Annotated in this window: 18 protein-coding genes, 2 pseudogenes and 1 riboswitch; of the genes and pseudogenes, 12 read left to right on the forward strand and 8 right to left on the reverse strand. The window is 70.3% G+C overall.

Going from position 1 to position 17913, the window contains the following annotated elements; translation table 11 throughout:
• The first annotated feature begins 8 nt into the window (after positions 1-8).
• The 6 genes from AB0I49_RS00680 to AB0I49_RS00705 all read left to right on the forward strand — a co-directional run bounded on the left by AB0I49_RS00680 (position 9) and on the right by AB0I49_RS00705 (position 6018).
• Entirely contained in the window at positions 9-578 is a 570-nt protein-coding gene (locus tag AB0I49_RS00680) for a helix-turn-helix domain-containing protein (RefSeq protein ID WP_363224524.1), read from the forward strand.
• 491 nt (positions 579-1069) lie between these two features.
• Complete coding sequence (locus AB0I49_RS00685) at positions 1070-1540, forward strand: GNAT family N-acetyltransferase (protein WP_363224525.1); 471 nt, start codon at positions 1070-1072, stop codon at positions 1538-1540.
• 160 nt (positions 1541-1700) lie between these two features.
• Entirely contained in the window at positions 1701-2255 is a 555-nt protein-coding gene (locus AB0I49_RS00690; protein WP_363224526.1) for a transposase family protein, read from the forward strand.
• Between the two features lie 985 nt (positions 2256-3240).
• Positions 3241-4371 carry a serine hydrolase domain-containing protein gene (locus AB0I49_RS00695; protein WP_363224527.1) on the forward strand — a complete coding sequence of 377 codons (1131 nt, stop codon included), beginning with the start codon at positions 3241-3243 and terminating at the stop codon, positions 4369-4371.
• 264 nt (positions 4372-4635) lie between these two features.
• Positions 4636-5619 (forward strand): alpha/beta hydrolase, encoded by a 984-nt coding sequence (locus AB0I49_RS00700; protein WP_363224528.1) that lies wholly within the window; start codon positions 4636-4638, stop codon positions 5617-5619.
• 207 nt (positions 5620-5826) lie between these two features.
• The gene (locus AB0I49_RS00705; RefSeq protein WP_363224948.1) at positions 5827-6018 is read left to right on the forward strand and encodes a hypothetical protein; all 192 of its coding nucleotides are present in this window, start codon (positions 5827-5829) and stop codon (positions 6016-6018) included.
• Positions 6019-6150: 132 nt separating this feature from the next.
• Here the strand turns inward: AB0I49_RS00705 and AB0I49_RS00710 are convergent, their stop codons facing one another.
• From AB0I49_RS00710 to AB0I49_RS00725, 4 genes are all read right to left on the reverse strand, one after another.
• Positions 6151-6687 (reverse strand): GNAT family N-acetyltransferase, encoded by a 537-nt coding sequence (locus tag AB0I49_RS00710; protein WP_363224529.1) that lies wholly within the window; start codon positions 6685-6687, stop codon positions 6151-6153.
• A gap of 279 nt (positions 6688-6966) precedes the next feature.
• A complete protein-coding gene (locus AB0I49_RS00715; RefSeq protein WP_363224530.1) occupies positions 6967-7128 on the reverse strand; it encodes a hypothetical protein in 162 nt (53 codons plus the stop codon).
• 68 nt (positions 7129-7196) lie between these two features.
• Positions 7197-7472, reverse strand: coding sequence for a TMEM175 family protein (locus tag AB0I49_RS00720; protein ID WP_363224532.1), 276 nt, complete (start codon positions 7470-7472; stop codon positions 7197-7199).
• A 43-nt stretch (positions 7473-7515) separates the two neighbouring features.
• A complete protein-coding gene (locus tag AB0I49_RS00725) occupies positions 7516-7920 on the reverse strand; it encodes a hypothetical protein (RefSeq protein WP_363224534.1) in 405 nt (134 codons plus the stop codon).
• Between the two features lie 113 nt (positions 7921-8033).
• Between AB0I49_RS00725 and AB0I49_RS00730 the strand changes: the two genes are divergently transcribed.
• Entirely contained in the window at positions 8034-9104 is a 1071-nt protein-coding gene (locus AB0I49_RS00730; protein WP_363224535.1) for a helix-turn-helix transcriptional regulator, read from the forward strand.
• Positions 9105-10151: 1047 nt separating this feature from the next.
• Here the strand turns inward: AB0I49_RS00730 and AB0I49_RS00735 are convergent.
• The 3 genes and pseudogenes from AB0I49_RS00735 to AB0I49_RS00745 all read right to left on the reverse strand — a co-directional run bounded on the left by AB0I49_RS00735 (position 10152) and on the right by AB0I49_RS00745 (position 12244).
• Positions 10152-10406 carry a hypothetical protein gene (locus tag AB0I49_RS00735; protein ID WP_363224536.1) on the reverse strand — a complete coding sequence of 85 codons (255 nt, stop codon included), beginning with the start codon at positions 10404-10406 and terminating at the stop codon, positions 10152-10154.
• A gap of 428 nt (positions 10407-10834) precedes the next feature.
• Positions 10835-10987, reverse strand: a pseudogene (locus tag AB0I49_RS00740) (Lrp/AsnC ligand binding domain-containing protein); the annotation flags it as partial.
• Positions 10988-11290: 303 nt separating this feature from the next.
• On the reverse strand, positions 11291-12244 hold the full coding sequence (locus AB0I49_RS00745; RefSeq protein WP_363224949.1) for an RNA polymerase sigma-70 factor: 954 nt from the start codon (positions 12242-12244) through the stop codon (positions 11291-11293).
• Here AB0I49_RS00745 and AB0I49_RS00750 point away from each other — a divergent pair.
• The 5 genes and pseudogenes from AB0I49_RS00750 (at position 12158) to AB0I49_RS00770 (ending at position 16667) form a co-directional block, all read left to right on the forward strand.
• Positions 12158-12597 (forward strand): annotated as a pseudogene (locus AB0I49_RS00750) (carboxymuconolactone decarboxylase family protein). The gene AB0I49_RS00745 and the pseudogene AB0I49_RS00750 overlap by 87 nt on opposite strands.
• A 351-nt stretch (positions 12598-12948) precedes the next feature.
• Positions 12949-13080: riboswitch (cobalamin riboswitch) on the forward strand.
• 35 nt (positions 13081-13115) lie between these two features.
• Positions 13116-14114 (forward strand): ABC transporter substrate-binding protein, encoded by a 999-nt coding sequence (locus AB0I49_RS00755; protein WP_363224537.1) that lies wholly within the window; start codon positions 13116-13118, stop codon positions 14112-14114.
• A gap of 26 nt (positions 14115-14140) precedes the next feature.
• Positions 14141-15142, forward strand: coding sequence for an iron ABC transporter permease (locus AB0I49_RS00760; RefSeq protein WP_363224538.1), 1002 nt, complete (start codon positions 14141-14143; stop codon positions 15140-15142).
• Positions 15139-15936, forward strand: coding sequence for an ABC transporter ATP-binding protein (locus tag AB0I49_RS00765; RefSeq protein WP_363224540.1), 798 nt, complete (start codon positions 15139-15141; stop codon positions 15934-15936). The genes AB0I49_RS00760 and AB0I49_RS00765 overlap by 4 nt, the downstream gene beginning before the upstream one ends.
• On the forward strand, positions 15933-16667 hold the full coding sequence (locus AB0I49_RS00770) for a (2Fe-2S)-binding protein (RefSeq protein WP_363224541.1): 735 nt from the start codon (positions 15933-15935) through the stop codon (positions 16665-16667). Before AB0I49_RS00765 ends, AB0I49_RS00770 begins: the two co-directional genes overlap by 4 nt.
• A 153-nt stretch (positions 16668-16820) precedes the next feature.
• Here the strand turns inward: AB0I49_RS00770 and AB0I49_RS00775 are convergent, their stop codons facing one another.
• A complete protein-coding gene (locus AB0I49_RS00775; protein ID WP_363224542.1) occupies positions 16821-17906 on the reverse strand; it encodes a Rieske 2Fe-2S domain-containing protein in 1086 nt (361 codons plus the stop codon).
• Between the last annotated feature and the right edge of the window lie 7 nt (positions 17907-17913).

The following is a 17913-nucleotide window of genomic DNA, read 5'->3' on the forward strand; positions in this document are numbered from 1 at the left end:
CTGGTTTCATGGCTCGCTGGCAACCCGATGCACCAGGACGACTCGCCGCCGCCGCCCTCGACCTCTTCGAGGAGCGCGGCTACGAGAACACGACCGTGATCGAGATCGCGGAGCGCGCAGGGCTCACCAAGAGCACGTTCTTCCGGTACTTCCCGGACAAGCGCGAGGTGCTCTTCGACGGGTCCGCGGTGACCGGTCTGCTCGTCGAAGGGATCGCCTCCGCGCCGCCGACGGCCGGGCCGCTCGACGCCGTGGCGAATGCCTTCGATGCGCTCGACCGGGCGTTCTTCACCCTCGACCGCCGCGAGTTCAGCGGCCGGCGCCAGGCCGTGCTGAACGCCAATACGGAACTGCGTGAACGCGAAGCCCTGAAAAGGATTGACCTCACCGCCTCGATGATCGAGGCCCTTGACCGCCGCGGAGTCCCGATCCTGACCGCCCGCGTGGCCGCGCAACTGGGCTCGCTCGCCTGGGAGATCGCTTTTGATCAGTGGATCGACCCCGGCAACGGCGAGGGCTTCGGCCCGCTGGCACGGCAAGCGCTCACCGACGTACGCGCAGCCGGAGCAGCGCACTAGGTTCCGACCTCGTTCCGACCTGGCGTACGGGCGGCCTTCCCCAGGGGATGCCCCGCGCGGCGGGGGCGGCCTTCTGCTCTGAGATGAGCCTCCCCTGACGCTGGGCTGTCGTACGATCTCTCGTCCACGGCGGCCAGGACGCCCGGCCGTCGCCGCAGCGCGGCACCGCGGGCGCCTGGCAGAAGATCCTGCGGACGGAACGGAACGGATCGGAATGAGAAGAGCCGCATCAACCTCCTTCACACCATCGGTGAGGCCCGCGCTGTCATCGACCGCCTTATGGCCTTGGGAGTAATTGAGCGGGGCGAGTCATATCCCCTGATCGATCTTGCTGTCGTGATGGCAGCCGAGTGTCTCGTCGCGAGTCATGCCTGGCCGCCGATGGGGCCTGTAGGGGAACCAGTCGGGTGGGTGCAGGCGTCCAGAGGGGCATGGATCAAGGTTTCCGACTGCGTGAGGCGACCGCCGGGGACGCTGACGTCCTTGCCGACGTGCACACCCGAACCCGGACCGCGTACTACACGGCGGGCGGCCTGCCCGAGGAGGAACTCACCGACCCGAGCGCATGGAGGGAACGGCGCGACGCCTGGGCGCGGGTGCTGGTCTCGCCGGCGCGCACCACGCTGGTCGCGGAAGACCTGGACGGGACGGTGGTCGGGCTGCTCACTGCCGGGCCATCGCACCACGAAGACCTGGACGCCTCGACGTACTACGAGCTGTACCAGATCGGGGTATTGGCGCACACCTGGGGGCGCGGGGTGGGTGGGGCCCTGCACCGGGAATTCGTCGCACTGGCCGCGGCCGCCGGATGCGCTGAGGGTGTGCTGGAGTGCTGGGCGTCCAACACCCGCGCGCAGCGGTTCTACGCCCGTAACGGGTGGCGGCCGGATGGAGCGCGCCGTCCAGGACCGCTGGACCACGACTACCTCCGGATGCGGTTGAAGCTTGTACCGCATAGCTGAGCGGGACTGACGCAGTGTCAGGGTTGGGCGGCGTCAGCACTTCGTCGAGCTGGTTGTCGAGTTGGCGCCGCACCGGGAGGCGGCGCGGGAGTCGGACCGGGCCGAGAGGCGTGGGGGTCTTCGCAAGCGTCCCGCCGGGGCGGGACGCAAGGTGAAGCTGGTGTTCACCGACAGGCTGCTGGTCGCCCTGATCTGGCTGTGTCACCGGCTGCCGCACGCCGCGTTGGCGGAGTTGTACGGGGTGGACCGGCTCCAGGGCCCCGGCGGTGGTGCGGGAGATACGGCCCTGCTCGCGGCCCGCGGGTTCGCTCTCCCCGATCGGCCCGGCATCCGGATCCACACCTTGGAGGACCTGTTCACCTACGCGGGGGCCGAGAATATCGAGCTGCGCATCGACGGCACCGAGACCCAGGTACGCCGATCGCAGGCTCACCGGCCGGTCCGGAAGGTGTTCGTCTCGGGCAAGACCAAGCAGAACATGATGAAGACCATCAGCTTCAGCGATGCTGAGGAACGCGCTCTGTTCTCCGGCGTGGTCAGGCCCGGCCGGATGCACGACCGGACGGCCGAGCGGGGAGGGGGGATCGCCGAACAGTTCCGGCTCCGCCCGCAGATCAAGGCCGAGGCCGACGACGGCTACCGCGGGCTAGCAGGCGAGTTCCCCGACCAGATCAGCGCGCCGCCGAAGAAGCCCGGCCGGCGGGGATGCCTGTGACGGAGAACACCGGGCCTGGCGGGAGGCCGGCAAGGAGCCATGGCCGGTAGCCGGGTCCGGGGTGAGGTGGGCACGATGGTTTCCTCCGGGCAACACGAAGCCTCCGGCCGGGTGGCCGGGGGCGGGGTGGTTGTTCGTGCGGTGAAGGCGCGTCGGTGACGTGATGTGCTCAGTAGCGGTGGGTTGGTTGGGGGAGTGGAGTGGGGCGCTGGTGATCGCTCGATGACGGTGGAGACGGTTGTTTTGGGGCTTGGGGCTTGGGGCTTGGGGCTTGTTGCCCGCGCCCGGGCCGGGCAGCGCGGTGACGGGACGACGATCTGTTCGGCGACGCCGATGAGCAGCTCGGGGATCCGAGGCTCCTCGGTGCTGGCGAACTCGCGATCGGCTCCGAGCTCTGCGCCGCTGTCCTTCGACAGCGACGTCGGACCGACTGCCATCGAAGTAGGGCCTTCCCTCTGGGGTATCCGCCGGTTATGAGGCGATGGTGGCTGTGGGTAGGAGTGCCTGTCGTCCTGGGCATTGCGGCGGGTACCGCCGTAACCCTTCTGACAGACAGGGCATGGAGCTCTGAGCTGGCGTCCCGCTGCGCGGTGTTTTCGATCATGTACTTGGCAATCAGGCCGGCGATGCTCTTGCGACGCTCCCTGCGGCGAGAGAAGCAAACGCGGGTGGTGGACGACGAAGAGACCTCGCATGATCGAGGCAGGTAATTTCAGAGACCGGCCTGAGCTTCGACACCGACGCCGTCCTCGCGCTGCCGACCAGGACCAGCGAGGTGCGCCTTCGTTTGGATTACCTGCTCGCTGGTCCGGTGTGTCGTTGACCGACGTGCAGTGGGCGTGAACTGAGCCGTTGCTCCCCGCGCCTGACGACAAGGTTCGGGAACTCCCCACCCCAGGACGAGGGATGGCCCCCGTGACCTGCGGAGAAGCAGGGTGTGGGGTGGGCGTACGGAACTGTTCGGCACACGACACCAAGGGGCACCATGCGCGTCTCCCGGACCCTGCTCACCTGCCTGCTCGCCACTGCGGCGGTGGGCTCACTAACCCTCCCCACCGCGGCGGCGTCCGACCCTGGTGCAACTGGTACAACCGGTACGGCCGACGCGATCCAGCGCGATCTGGACCTGCTGACCCGGAGCGGCGCGGTCGGGGCGCAAGCGAGAGTGACCGAGGGGGGTCGGACCTGGCTGGCCAGGTCCGGCAGCGCGACGAAAGCCGGGAGAACTCCGGTGCCGCGCGACGGACAGTTCCGCATCGGCAGTGCCACCAAGTTGTTCACGGCGGTGACGCTGCTCCAACTCGTCGGAGAAGGGGAGGTGTCGCTGGACGCGCCCCTCTCGCGCTATCTGCCGTCGGGGCTGGTGGGGCTGGTACCCCAGGGCGACGAGATCACCGTAAGGATGGCGCTCCAGCACACCAGCGGGCTGCACGACATCGCGCGGGACCTGCCGCAGGGCGATGAGTTCATCCGTACGCGCTTCCGCCACCACGACATGGCCGACCAGGTGCGGCGGGCCGCGGCCGAGACCGCCGACTTCCCGCCCGGCACGGACTACGGCTACTCCAACACCAACTACCTCATCGCCGGACTGATCATCGAGCGCGTGACCGGCCACTCGTACGCCGCTGAGGTACGGGACCGGGTCATCGCGCCGCTGGGGCTGCGCCACACGTTCGTACCCGGCGACCGCTCCGCCATCCCCGGCCCACACGCCCACGGCTACCTGGGCAAGGCTGACATCAGCGCCCTCAACCCGTCCTTCGCAGGCCCGGCCGGGGAGATCGTCTCCACCCCGCGGGACATGGACAGGCTGCTGACGGCGCTGACGTCCGGGGAACTGCTGCGGCCCGCGCAGTGGAAGGAGATGAACCGCACCGTGGCCACCGGGGAGACCGGCGAGCGGTACGGACTCGGGCTCAAGGAACTCAAACTGAGCTGCGGGCGCACAGCGATCGGCCACACCGGCGGCATCCCCGGCTACGCCACGCTCGCGTTCACCTCGCGGGACGGTGAGCGGCGCGTGGTGCTCTCCGCGAACCTCGCCGACTGGCCAGCCGACGAGCGCATCGGCAAGCCCATCGACCAGACCCTCGACGACGCGCTGTGCGGCTAGGCAGTTCGTCCGGACCGGCTGGTCGTCGGTTCAGGTATGCCGTTAGGCCCTGTCCGGCGGATCGTGTGCCTGACCTGGCGTCGTCGCAGGTCACTGCGATCGCGAGGGGGCGGGAACGCGCGGGGGCGGTTCGGGCCGCCCGCGCGGTCCGGTCGCTCACGGCGCGCGGGCCGGGGCCTGTGAGTTGCGTGGCAGGGTGGTTCTGGGTCCACCTCTGTGGGGGTGCTGGACCGCTGGTGGGCCGAACGGGCCGTTCGTAGCGTTGTGTTTATGATGAATGACACGAACGAAGAACGAGAAGGCACCACTCGGCGGACGGCGCTGCGTGGGCTGGGGCTCGCGGTGGGGGGCATGGCGCTGTCCACCGGGCTCGGGACCTCGCCCGCCGCGGCGGCCTCGCGGCGCGGGCGCGGAACGTACGTGCTGGTGCACGGTACTCACAGCGCCGGTGCGTTCTGGATGCCGGTTGCGCGGGAGTTGGTGCTGCGCGGCCATCGCGTCGTGATGGTGGACCAGCCGGGGCACGGGGCGGAGGCTTTCGTGGCGGAGTCGTACCAGCGGCAGGACCTCGCGGCGATGGCGGTCGAGCCCTCCCCGCTGAAGGGTCTCGGGCTGGACGACTACGAGGCGCGCGTCACGGGCATCGTGCGGCAGGCCGCACGGAACGGCCCGGTGGTGCTGGTCGGGCACAGCCTGGGCGGCGTGTCGGTCAGCCGTGTCGCCGACGCCGTTCCGCACCTGCTGCACCACATCTGCTACATGGCGGCCTTCTGTCCCAGCCGCGTCCTGCCCACGGCGGACGCCTGCACGGCGGCGCCCGAGAACGCGAACGCCGTCAGTCCGGTGGAGCTGACGGTGGGCGACCCGGACCGGCTCGGGGTGCTGCGGCTGAACTTCCGTACGGGGGTCAGCGGTGAGTTGGCCCTCCTGAAGGAGATGATCTGTGCGGACTACCCCGACGCCGACTTCCGCCGGATGCTGGCCGGCATGCAGACCGACGAGCCCGTCGCCGCCTATGCGGGCCGGGCGGTCGGCCGGGCCGGCAGCTGGGGACGCATTCCCCGTACGTACCTGCGTTTCGGCAGGGACCGTACGATCGCCACCGCGCTCCAGAGCAGAATGATCGCGGAAGCCGACGCGTCCACACCCGGCAACCGCTTCCGCGTGCACGATTTCCCTGGGGCGTCACACGTCGGCCCGCTGGATCCCACCCCGGTCGCGGACGTCCTGGACACGCTCGCAGGGTAGGGAGGCTAGGTTCTGTCCGACGGACGGCGGATGACGTGGCCTTCTGATTGGCCGCTCCTTCGGTGGTCCGGTCATGCGTCGGGCGGTCATGTGTCGGGAGATCTGACGCACCGCGAGTGGTCGCTTCTGGAGCCGCACTGCTGCCGTCGGGTGGTCGGGGGCCGGTGGAGTGACCACCGCACGTCGACTCGGCATCCTGCCGGGCCCATCAGCACGCGGCCGGCGCCCGAAACGAAGCCGACCGGACAACCAACCAGCACACGAACTCCCGGGCGGTCGCCGCCCGATGGCCTGGGGCACGGTCACGCCAGTGCTCTTGTCGCCCACACGCTCGCGGAGCCGACGCACAGTAGAACAGTAGAAACGCCTCCGGGGCGGCTCGTCTCGACGGTCGGTTGATGGACAACTGTCGCCATCTGGCGTCGGCCTGGTCCACCGTGACGGGACGAGACGGTCGTCACCGCGCCCGAGGGCGCGGTTGTGAGACGGCTCCCCGGGCCGCGTTCGGTTGTCTGGCGCTGTCCGCGCTCGTCACATGGGGAGTGAGAGCAGCCGCACTGGGCCTGAGGGCCAGTGGGCGCCGTCGTGCAGGGGCGTCACCATGGTCCGTAGCGGCATGGTCACCAGGCGGGCTTCGGGCTGTTCGACGAGTACGTCCGTGTCGAGCGGGTGCCATCCGAGGCGCTGGTAGATCGGTAGGAGAGGAGGTCGGCAGAACAGGAGCGCGTGCTGAGGGCCCATCGTGCGGGCGTGTTCCAACGCGGTCGTGAGGACGAGTCGTGCCAGACCCTGGCCTTGCATGCGGGGTGCGACGGCCACCCCGCCGACGCCCACCACTTCCGTCTCGGTGTCGCCGATCGCGATGGGCAGCCGCAGCAGTCCGACGTGTGCCACGAGCCGGTCCGCGTCTCTGGCGCCGAAGTGTTCTTCTTTCGGCAGCCAGGTCAGGCCGGTCCAGGCGACGCCGAAGGGATCGTCATCGTTGCCGAGGATCTCTTCCTGGTCCGTCTTCGTGTACTGGGCAAGCCGCACCACAGCGGGTGCGGCAGAGGGCCGGGTCTCAGACATTCCCACATGGTGATCTCTCTGCCGGGCGTCGGCCAAGCGATTCGCCGGCCGATCTGCGCCGTCCGGGGCAGGGGCTCCGGACGAGGCCGGCCGCGTTGACGAACGAGCACGGCGCCGACGTACGGCCGGCTGTCCGCGCAACTGGCGTTCCCCGACCTGATCGACACCGTTCGGGAGGCTCACGTTCCGCCGGCATGGCCGGGTGCGGACGCGTTTGAGGGCGTCGTTGGCGTCATGCTCGGGCGGGTACCCGGGCCCGGGCGTCGGCCGTTCCAGCGGTCAGCGGGCGGTGCGCCGGTGTCGGAGACGAGCCAGTCTTGGCAGGACGGCGAGCAGCAGCAGGCTGTAGTACTGCAGGACGGGTACGGCGAGAGCGATGGCGATGGCGAGAGCGATGGCGATGGCCAGGGCGAGGACGTTGAGGTAGCTCTCGGTGTACAAGTCCTCGGTCCTCTGGCGGGCTGCCTGGCCGTCTTCGTCGAGGAGTGCCGGAGTGGTTTTCAGGATCCTCAGCATCGCGTACCGGCTGACCACGTCGGCCAGGAGGGTTGAGTTGAGTAGGAGAACGCTCCCGCGAATCGGTCGTGGCCGAAGGCGCCGATCATCTCCGTCGGTACAGGAAGCACGACGACGGAGAGCAGCCACCCCATGTTCCACGCCATCAGGGAGCGGGTGAACGTCGTGACCGGTGAGAAGGTCCGGTGGTGCTCCCGCCAGATGTTCGCGGCCCCGGCCCTCGCCGGGCCCGCCGCACTCTCCGTGCTCTCCGTGCTCTCCGTGCTCAAATAAGTCGTTGACCAGTACTGCTGGGTAGGTCCGGCTGGAGTACTAGGCCAGTGGCCTGCGTTCGGGCCACCACCGCTGGACGGCCTCGACGGTTGTGGACGGGCTCACGTTGAAACAGAGCTGCGCGCGGGGTGCGAGTTCGCGGGTGGCGTCGACCAGAACTTCGAAGACCGGGGTCAGCACCGGGTCCAGCCGGATGCCGGCGCCGATCACCACGATGTCGTAGTCCTTCCCGGTCAGCGCGGCGCGATAGACCGCCTCGGCCGTCTGGCCGTAGTCGAGCAGGCATGCTTCGACGGTGAAGCCGAGCTCCTCGAGCCGGGCTCGCTCCTTGGCCACGTCGACCACGACCACTTCGGCGTTGATCTCGGGGAACGCCGCCCGCGACGAGGGCGCGTCGTCCACCAGCGCGGGATCAAGTCCGACAATGAGTATGGACGGTGACATGTGCCAATACCTCCTGTTGCCTTCTGCTGCCTTATACCTTCTGGCTTCCGGACCGATGGTGGCATCGGAGCATCCGCGAGGCCATCCCACACCTCCGGGATACCCTACGGCCGGTGAGTTCCCCGGTGGCCCAGCGTGAGACCGCGGTTGACATCGAGGCGATCTGCCGTCTCGACCTCGGCTCCCGGGAACTGCGACGCCGGATCGCCGAGCGGCTGACGCGGCTCGTCCCGGCCGACTCCTACTGTTTCGGCACGATCGCCCCGACGACGTTGCTGATCACCGACGACGTGAGCGCCGGGCTCACGCCGGCCGCGACCGTAGCCGCTGCGCACAATGAGTATCTGGTGGGCGACGTACTGAAGTTCGCGGCGCTCGCCCGTTCCGAAGTGCCCGCGGGCACGCTCGGTGCGGCCACCGGCGGTGACCCGGAGTCCAGCCACCGGTACCGGGCCGTGCTCCCGATGATCGACACGCGCCACGAGCTGAGGGCGAGCTTCGTGGTGGACCGCCGGTGCTGGGGCGCCATCGCCCTGTTCCGCGGCGGTGAGCGGCCCGACTTCACCTCGGCCGACGTCGATGTTCTGCGGCGGCTCTCCGTCCCGGTGGCCGCTGCCCTGCGCCGGGCCGTCCACCGGGCCGTCCACCGGGCGCCCGTTGACGCCGCTCCCGGCCCGGCCGAGGCGGGTGTGCTCCTGCTCGATCAGGACTTGCGGCTGCTCTCGGAGACTCCGGCCACGAAACTCTGGCGGAATGAACTGGCCTGGTCCAGGGCGGAACTGCCCATCGCCGTCCTGCCCATCGCCGTCCTGGATGTCGCCGCGCGGGGGAGGGGCGCGGCACCGGTACTGCCGGCCTACGGGCGGATCCGCGGCCGGTCGGGCCGGTGGCTCTCGGTCCGCGCCTCGCCGCTGAGCGACGGCCGCCTGTGCCCGGCACCCCTCGCCGTGACGATGCACCCGGTGCCGGCCGCCGACGTGACCGAGGTACTGCTGCTCGCCTACGGGCTCGCGCCGCGCGAACGGGACGTTCTGGAGCGGGTCGTCGCCGGCCTGTCCTCGCGGGCCATCGCCGGGGGACAGCAAATGACCGTAGCCACCGTGCTGGACCACCTGAAGAGCGTCTTCGCGAAGACTGGTGTCCGCAGCCGCCGCGAACTGGTAGCGAGCATCCTGGAACTATGAGCGAACCGTTTCCACGGTTCCGCTTGCCACGACGACGGCATCGGCACGCCTAGGACCACCACGAACGGCCTCGGTCAACCCTCCGCTACCGCCGAGGCCTGTCCCCGGAGTGCGGCGACCCATGGCCCGCCGCGCCCTCAGCCCGCCCGGTCCATCGCGGCCCGGTGTCGAGGGTCGTCCTCCTCCTCGTCGGCGTGCGCCATCTCATCGAGGAGGGGGTAGGGGTACGGCGGCTTGGAGCACGCCGATCGGCACGGGGGCGGTTCGCAGGGCGGGCGCCGGCGCTGTCGCCGCGGCGGAGCACGGCTGAACTGGTGTGGCCACCGCAGCACTGTTCCCCAACTGTGCGCGGGGTCGCGGTCGGCCCGTTGCTCGTTCCCGTCTGCGCCGGTGTTCACCCGCTGTGGCGGATGCGTGGATTCCACGCGAACTCGATTCGAGGCCGTCCAGGAGGACGTCCTCCAACAGCACGCCCTCCAGCGCCTTGTTCCACTGGCTGCGGATGAGGAACGGGTCGGTGTCCATGCATTCGCAGGTGACCGGGCATTCCGGCTGCCCGACGAGTGCGTACCGGCCGTGCGAAGCGGGCTTGCTTTGCGGGCCGTACGTGCGCAGCAGTTCCTCCCGCCGCACGCGATGCCGCTCTGCGAACTCCTCCAGGCAGGCGCGCCGCGTACTCCTCGCGATCTTCGTCGTTCCCCGCGCGCAGGGTGACGTCGAGGAACTCGCGGGGTGACGAGAGCGGCCAGCCCCGCTCCCCGAGCGAGGTGAGGGCTCAGGTGAACTGCTCCGCGGCCGCGACGCCTTCGTGGGGAGCGGCTCCGGCTTGGGCGCCGCCGTAGGAGTCGCGGCGTTCAGGAGCAAGGCCACTGAGGGGGCGACGCGCTGACTACTCCCCGTCGCGCTCAAGCGGGGGCCCGGCCACCCCACGCCGCCGCCACCGCTCGGCGAGGTGCGGAAAGCCGCCTGAGCGGCTTCCGCTGTGGCCCTCACTGCCGGCCGTACGGGATGGTCGGCAGTTCAAGGTCGGTCCCCCAAGGTTCTCTGTCAGTCGTCGAGATCGAACCAGCGGTTGTGGTGGTAGGAGGCTCCGGTCTTGTAGCCGCTGTCGGTCGCGCCGGAGTAGGTGACCCCGTAGGGGCCGCCCACGTTGTAGCTCTCGTGGCCGGCGTGACGACCCTCGTTGTAGTAGCGGCCGTTGTCGGTCCGGCCGCCGCCGTCGTTGGCGGCCGTAGCAGGGCCCGCTGCCAGGAATCCGGCGACGGTCGCCACGGCGAGGGCGGTTGCGATGCGACGCAGCACTGTTCTCTCCTTCTGTGGAAGTGAAGATGCACTGCCAGGCTTCGCACCGGGACACTCAGCGAACCTTCGGTTCACTCTTCGGAGCAATCCAAACCACACCGGAGGGGGACGACACTCGGCATGCCCCTTCGAAGCACGTTTTTCGACGCGCGTTCTCAGCAAGAAGGCATGGAGCGCCCCCCCCGCGTCCCAGGCGACACGGCACACCCGGCGGGTACGGGCCGTGGCAGGGAGCCGACTGTGATGACCTGGTACCCCGGCATTGCCGATGGCGGGCGGCTCGATCGTTGACCGGAGGTACCGGCTCGCCGCCGTGATGGTGCGGTTCGTGGACAAGTACAGGCATTGGGGCAGCCTCGATGGGCCGTAAGGGCGCCATGCAGGCCGATGCGACCGATCTTGCCGCTCTGGCGGTGAGGAGGCCATCGTCGTGACCGTGCGGTTCGGGGGGTGGGCTGGAGTGAGTAGACGATGCTGGTCGTGACGTGGCCGAGTTCGGCGATTCGGCCCGTTGTTGTTTGGAGATGGCGCATGGAACGGGCGAGGGACTTGAGCACGAAACAGTCTTCACCTGTGATGTGGGGTCCACCTGCCCACCGCCGACATCCTGACCCGAGCCGCGAGCCTGCTCTACCCGGAGGTCCCGGTCATCACCTACTGCTGGAGCGGCCCTTCCCGGCGGTGCTGTACGCCTTCGCCCCGGCCCCGGCTCCGCGCCGTGCGGCCTCGGCAACGAGGGAGGCCGCCTTCCACGGCCGCGCCCGCCCCCCCGCCGACTCGGCCCGGCGGCCCCGGCCCCAGACAACCCTCTGGCCCCGCCCCTGCCCTGACAGCCACCGGCACTGGCCGCCCCCCCCCACGAGGCACTCTCCGCATTCAGGTTCTCAACGGCGCAGGGCGGTCTCCCGCTCCAGACGTGAGAGCTTCTCGGGATTGCGCACGGCGTAGAGCCCGGTGACGAGGCCGTCGTCGATGCGCATCGCCATGACGGTGTCGATCTCGCCGTCCCGCCGGATGATCAGTGCCGGGTCGCCGTTGACCTGTGCCGGTTGCAGGGACATGGCGGCGGCGATCTTGCCCAGTACGTGAGCCACCTGGCCGGCTCCCACGACGGGCGCCAGTGCGGCCCGTACGGCTCCGCCGCCGTCGGTCAGCAGGACGACGTCCGGCGCGAGGACGTCGAGCAGGTGCCGCAAGTCGCCCGTTTCGACTGCCTGCTGGAACGCCTCGACGGTGCGGCGGGTCCCGGCAGCGGAGGCAGCGGAGGTACCGGAGGCGGCCCTGCGCGGTCGGCGGGCGGCGACGCGGGTGCGTGCCCGGTGGGCGATCTGGCGGACCGCGGCCGGGTTCTTGTCGACGGCCTCGGCGATGTCGTCGTACCCGAGGCCGAACACCTCGCGCAGCACGAACACCGCCCGCTCGGTCGGGGCGAGCGTCTCCAGTACCAGCAGCATCGCCATCGAGACGCTGTCGGCCAGCTCGACGTCCTCGGCCACGTCGGGCGCGGTCAGCAGCGGTTCGGGCAGCCAGGGGCCGACGTAGGACTCCTTGCGTCGGCTGAGCGTGCGCAGTTGGCTCAGCGCTTGCCGGGTGGCGATCCTGACCAGGTACGCACGTTGGTCCCGCACGGTGTCGTGGTCGACGCCCGCCCACCGCAGCCAGGTTTCCTGGAGGACGTCCTCGGCGTCGGCGGCCGAGCCGAGCATCTCGTAGGCGACGGTGAACAGCAGGTTGCGGTGGGCGACGAACGCCTGGGTGGCGCTGTCCGTGCGGTCGCCGCGAGTGACCGGCTCGGATGTGTCCCTTGTCCGGCCGCTCGTAGTCGGGAACTGGTACAGCTCCGGGTCGGCCAGCTCAACGGCTGCGGCTTCTGTGTCGACGCCCACGCCAAGGAGGCCGCGGGGCCGCCGGGGAGACCGCGCTCCGGCTGGGCCTGGTGGCCGCCTGGCGGCACAGCACCATGTTCACCGAGGCCGAGCAGGCCGCGCTGGCGCTCACCGAGGAAGGCACCCGGCTCGGCGACCACGGCGTGTGCGACGAGACCTGGGCCGCGGTGCGCAAGCACTACGACGATGACCAGGTCGGGGCACTGGTCTGCCTGGTCTCCCTGATGAACGCGGCCACCCGGATGAACGTGATCGTGCACAACCCGGGGGGTTCGTACGAGCCCGGTATGTTCGCCAGCACGTAGGCCCGAGCCCGGCACGTAGGCCCGGTGCCAGCACGTAGGCCCGAAGCCAGAACGTAGGCCCGAGGCCAGAACGTAGCCCCGGAGCCGGCACGTAGACCCGCGGTCAGCACGTAGGCCCGCAGCGTCGAGGTCGAGACGATGACGCGCCCGGCTCCGCCTGCGGACGTCCGGAGTGCCCGCAGCGCGCCGTACCACCCCTCACTCGACCCCCGCGGATCGACCAGAACTCCAGCACCTTCGTGCTGTATTCGGTGCCGTATCCGGTGGCGTCTGCGGACCCGCATAGAGCGCTTCCGGGGTGCGGGCCGCCCGGCGGGCGCGGCTGCGGGCCCCGATCCGCCGTCTGGCACACTGTGCTCACTCAACCGAGGCGGCCAGGGCCAGGAAGTCGGTGCGAATCCGGCGCGGTCCCGCCACTGTGACCGGTCGGCCCCTCGTGGGCGCGGCCGGAAGCCAGATACTGTCTGGCCGCCTTTCCGTACCGACCGGGGACGAGGATCCCTCGGAAAGGCATGTACATGCTCCGCATAGGCGCGGCCTCGCGCACGCTTCTGACGTCTCTGCTGCTGCTTCCGCTCGCCGCGTGTGGCACGTCCGGTTCATCCGGTGCGGACAAGAGCGACGACAAGGCGGGCGGCGCGTCCGCCGGCTTTCCGTACACGGTCACCAACTGCGGAGTGAAGACCACGTTCACGCAGGCGCCGAAGCGAGCCGTCGCGCTCAACCAGCACACCACCGAGATCCTGCTCGCCCTGGGCCTGCAGGACCGCATGGCGGGCACCGCCTACCTCGACGACAAGATCAGCCCCGAATACCGGAAGGCGTACGACTCGGTGAAGGTGCTCGCCGAGAAGTACCCGTCGAAGGAGACCCTGCTCGGCGCGAATCCGGACTTCGTGTACGGCGGCTACGCCAGCGCCTTCGACAAGGGCGAGGGCCGCGATCGCGCCGGATTCCAGAAGTCCGGGATCAACACCCGCCTGAACATCGAGAGCTGCGCCAAGGGGCCGATCGACGTCGATGACCTCAAGACCGAGGTCACGCAGGTATCGCGGATCTTCAACGTCCCCGAGCGCGGCAAGAAGCTCATCGCGCGGGAACAGAAGGGCCTCGACTCCGTCGCCGCACGCCTCAAGGGCGTCGAGCCGGTCTCCGTGTTCGTGTACGACTCCGGTGACTCCAGCGCGTTCACCGCGGGCGGTCAGGGGCTCGGCAACGACATCATCCGCCGCGCGGGCGGCCGCAACGTCTTCGCGGACGTCGAAAAGTCCTTCGCCGACGTCTCCTGGGAACGCGTCATCGCCCGCAAGCCCGACGTCGTCGTGATCTACGACTACGGCGGCACCAGCGTCGCCGCGAAGAAGGAGCGGCTGCTGAACGACCCGGCGCTCAAGAACGTACCGGCGATCAAGAACAAGCGGTTCGCGGTGCTGCCGCTGTCCTCGGCCGTGCTCGGGGTGCGTGCCGCCGACGCCGTCGACGGCCTCGCCGCGCAGCTGCACCCCGGCGCGAAGTGAGCGGCGCCCGCACCCGGTGCTTTCCGTTGCTCGTCGCCGCGCTGGTCCTGGCGGTGGGGGCGGCGGCTGTCGCCGGACTCGCCATCGGGGCCGTGGGGATCCCGCCGGGGGAGGTGCTGCGCATCCTGGTCTCCGGTGAGCGCGGCGGCGCGTTCGCGTCCATCGTGTGGGACGTGCGAATGCCGCGCGTCATCCTCGCCATCGTGGTCGGCGCGGGGCTCGCCGTCGCCGGGACCGTGCTGCAGGCCGTGGTCCGCAACCCGCTCGCCGACCCGTACCTGCTCGGCGCCTCATCGGGCGCCTCCTCCGGCGCGGTCCTCGTCATCGTGCTCGGCGTCGGAGCGGGCACCGCGAGCACCGTCGCGCTGCCGGTGGCCGCGTTCATCGGCTCCATGGGCGCCCTCGTCGTCGTGTACGCGCTCGCGCGGCGCGGCGGCACCATGACGGCCGGGCGACTCGTGCTCGCCGGGGTCGCCGTGCAGTACATCCTGGCCGCGTTCACCAGTCTCGTCCTTGTCCTCTCGGCGCAGGCTGAGCACGCGCGGGCCATCATGTTCTGGACGCTGGGCGGTCTCGGCGCCGCCCGTTGGAACCAACTCCCGCTACCAGCCGTCGTGTTGATGCTCGGCACGGTGCTGCTCGTCGCGCTCGCCCGCCCGCTCGACCTGCTGCTCGCGGGCGAGGAGGGGGCCCAGGTTCTCGGCCTGGACACCAACCGCTTCCGGGCCGCCGTCTTCGTCCTCACCTCGCTCGTCATCGGCGTCCTCGTCGCGTTCAGCGGCGCGATCGGCTTCGTCGGCCTGATGGTGCCCCACGCCGCCCGCATGATCACCGGCGCGGGACACCGCAGACTGCTGCTCGTCGCCGCGCTCGGCGGCGCCGTGTTCCTGCTCCTGGCCGACCTGGGGGCCCGCACCGTCGCCGCACCACAGGAGATCCCTGTCGGCGTCGTCACCGCGCTCACCGGAGGCCCCTACTTCCTGTGGCTGCTGCGCCGCCACGCCCGGCCGGAAGGAGTCACGGCATGAACCAGCCGCCACCGGCCGCCCTCACGGTCACCGGCCTCGGCTACGCAGCCCCCGACGGCACCACGCTCGTCCGCGACGTCGACCTCGACGCCGCGCCCGGCGAGACGGTCGGCCTGGTCGGCCCCAACGGCAGCGGCAAGACCACCCTCCTGCGCTGCGTCTACGGCACCCTGCGCCCCGCCGCCGGCACCGTCCGCGTCGACGGCGCCGACTCCACCGCCCTCTCCGTCAAGGAGCGCGCCCGCCGCATCGCCGTCGTCCCGCAGGACGCCCCCGGCACCTTCGGCCTCACCGTCGCCGAGGTCGTCGCCATGGGCCGCAGCCCGCACAAACGGTTCTGGGAGCAGGACACCAAGGACGACGCCCGCCGCGTCACCGACGCCCTCACCCGCGTCGGCTCCGCCGACCTCGCCCACCGCCCCTACGAACAGCTCTCCGGCGGCGAACGCCAACGCGCCCTGGTGGCACGGGCGTTGGTGCAGGAACCCGGCCTCCTCGCCCTGGACGAGCCCACCAACCACCTCGACATCCGCCACCAGTTGGAACTCCTCACCCTGCTGCGCGCCCTGCCCGCCACCAAGCTGGTCGTCCTGCACGACCTCAACCTCGCCGCCTCCTACTGCGACCGCCTCCACGTCCTGGACGGGGGAAGCGTCGTCGCCTCCGGGCGGCCCGCCGATGTCCTCACCGAAGACCTCCTGGAGAAGGTCTACGGCGTACGCGCCCACATCGGCGCCCATCCGACGACCGGCGTCCCGCACATCGTCTACATCCCGCCGGAGGAGCCGAGTTGAGCAGCGGAGCACCCCGGAGATCGCGCTGGCACATCGAAGCGGGCCCGCCGCCCGCCGCGCAGGCGGCGGACTGGCTCGCCGCCGACCGCCTCCTGAACCCCACGAGCCCCGAACTGGGCCGTCTCCTCGCCTACGAACACAAGGCCGCCGGCCACCGCTCCGCACACGCCGCCGCCCTCACCGTCATGGCCGTCTACGCCGGCCACGTCACTGCGGCGGCCCTGCTGCACTGGGCCCTGCACGACGAGGTTCTCGACCTGTCCGCCCCCAACGTCCTCGTCACCGCGGACGGCCACGGCATCACGGGCGTACGCGCACGGCAACCCCACACCCTCCCTCAAGTGGGCGCCACCGTCCGCCAGTTGCACGACGTCGTCCTCGATCGGCACCTGCTGCCCTTCGCCGACGCCCTGCACCGACGCACCCGTGCGGGCCTCCGCCAGCTCAGAGGCGGCATCGCCCACGGCTGCGCCACCGCCCTGTGCGCGTCGAACGCGGACCCGGACCTCCTGGAACGGCGCTGGAACCTGTTCGCCGAGAACGCGCCGGGCGGCCTGGCCGCCCTCGGCCGCGTCGCCCGCGTGCGGCGCGCCGGCAACGGCGCCACCCGACTCGTGTACCTGCGCCGCACCTGCTGCCTGTACTACACCAGCGCCGAAGCCGTGCGCTGCGCAAGCTGCTGCCTCACCAGCGAGGAGGAGCGGCTGAAGAGGTACGCGGCCCGCGGGTAGGCCCGCGGCCTGCCCCGGCCGATCGTTCCGTGCGTGACGTGCGTGACGTGCGTTACGTGCGTTCCGGAAGCCGAGTACGCCGTCGCCGACAGCCGGGGCGGGAGCGCGGCCGGGGAGCGGGGCTGCCGGGACTTTCCTCGTGGCGGGTTCCGGTCAGAATGGGTCGTTCACGTTGCCCCACAGACGGACCGGTCGCTCGGGATAGAACTGCTGCGCCCATTTACGGAACGGTCCGATCGGTCCCTCACCGGCCGCGACCCTGGGCGGGTTCGTGTACTTCTTGGAGGACCAGATCTGGAAGTCGGAGTTCACTTCCCGCATCAGCAGCCAGGTCACGAAGGGGTGCATGGCCCGGCCGACAGCCTTCATCACCCCTTGGGCCAGGTCCCCTTCACCTCGTCCACTTCGGTAGGGGGGCGTGATCCGGATGCTGGCGCCGATGGCCATGTGCACGCGCCACGGTTCGACGGGGCGCGGTGAGACCAGGATGCGCTGTTCCAGGCCGACTGCCGCGATGTTGATGCGGATGGTGGAGAACCCCAGGCCGTAGTGCTGGATCTCGGCGCGCAGTTTCAGCGGGGGCAGCGGGCGGATCGGCCGGATGAGGTCGATGTCCTGGTTGAGGATGTGGCCTTCGAGCACCGCCGGCCGGGGCGCGGCGCCGTAGCCGTGCAACAGGAGCACGTGCCGCGTGTCGGCTCCGTTCTCCAGGATCTCCTGCGGGTGCGTCGGAACGTCGTAGGTGACGTAGCGGGCCGGTGTGTGGCGAGGGGTGAGGAACTCGGGGATGGCCCACGGCGGGGGGCCGGTGCCCGCCCAGGCGAAGATGCCGCCGTTGGCCTCTTGGCAGTGCAGGACGGGGAGCGTGCTCTGTTTGGGCTTGTCCGTATAGCCGCGCCCCACTTCGGCTATCTTGCCGTCGGCGTCGTAGGCGAACTGGTGGAAGGGGCAGACGATGTTCTCGCCCCGCACGGCGCCGTGCCCCAGGTGCGCTCCCAGATGGGGGCAGTGCGCGCGTACGGCCCGTGCCTGTCCGGAGGCCGTCCGGTAGACGACGACGTCCTGGCCCATCAGCCTCCGGGTGGCGACTTTGCCGGCGCCCAGTTCTGCCGACGGCATCAGCATGTACCAGCTCTCCGGGTAGGGCAGCGGGCTGTGCCCCACATAGCCGGGCGCGGGCTCGCTCTCGCCCCTGACGGCGAACTGCCGCCAGTGTTCCTTCGGTTTCATGCGCCACATGCCGCGC

The sequence above is a fragment of the Streptomyces sp. NPDC050617 genome (genome assembly GCF_040654795.1).
Classification (GTDB): Bacteria; Actinomycetota; Actinomycetes; order Streptomycetales; family Streptomycetaceae; genus Streptomyces.

Coding starts and splice junctions, on each gene's coding strand:
- AB0I49_RS00680 (WP_363224524.1), top strand. CDS start 9: ATGGCTCGCTGGCAACCCGATGCACCAGGACGACTCGCCGCCGCCGCC.
- AB0I49_RS00695 (WP_363224527.1), top strand. CDS start 3,241: ATGCGCGTCTCCCGGACCCTGCTCACCTGCCTGCTCGCCACTGCGGCG.
- AB0I49_RS00710 (WP_363224529.1), bottom strand. CDS start 6,687: ATGTCTGAGACCCGGCCCTCTGCCGCACCCGCTGTGGTGCGGCTTGCC.
- AB0I49_RS00725 (WP_363224534.1), bottom strand. CDS start 7,920: ATGTCACCGTCCATACTCATTGTCGGACTTGATCCCGCGCTGGTGGAC.
- AB0I49_RS00755 (WP_363224537.1), top strand. CDS start 13,116: ATGCTCCGCATAGGCGCGGCCTCGCGCACGCTTCTGACGTCTCTGCTG.
- AB0I49_RS00765 (WP_363224540.1), top strand. CDS start 15,139: ATGAACCAGCCGCCACCGGCCGCCCTCACGGTCACCGGCCTCGGCTAC.
- AB0I49_RS00775 (WP_363224542.1), bottom strand. CDS start 17,906: ATGTGGCGCATGAAACCGAAGGAACACTGGCGGCAGTTCGCCGTCAGG.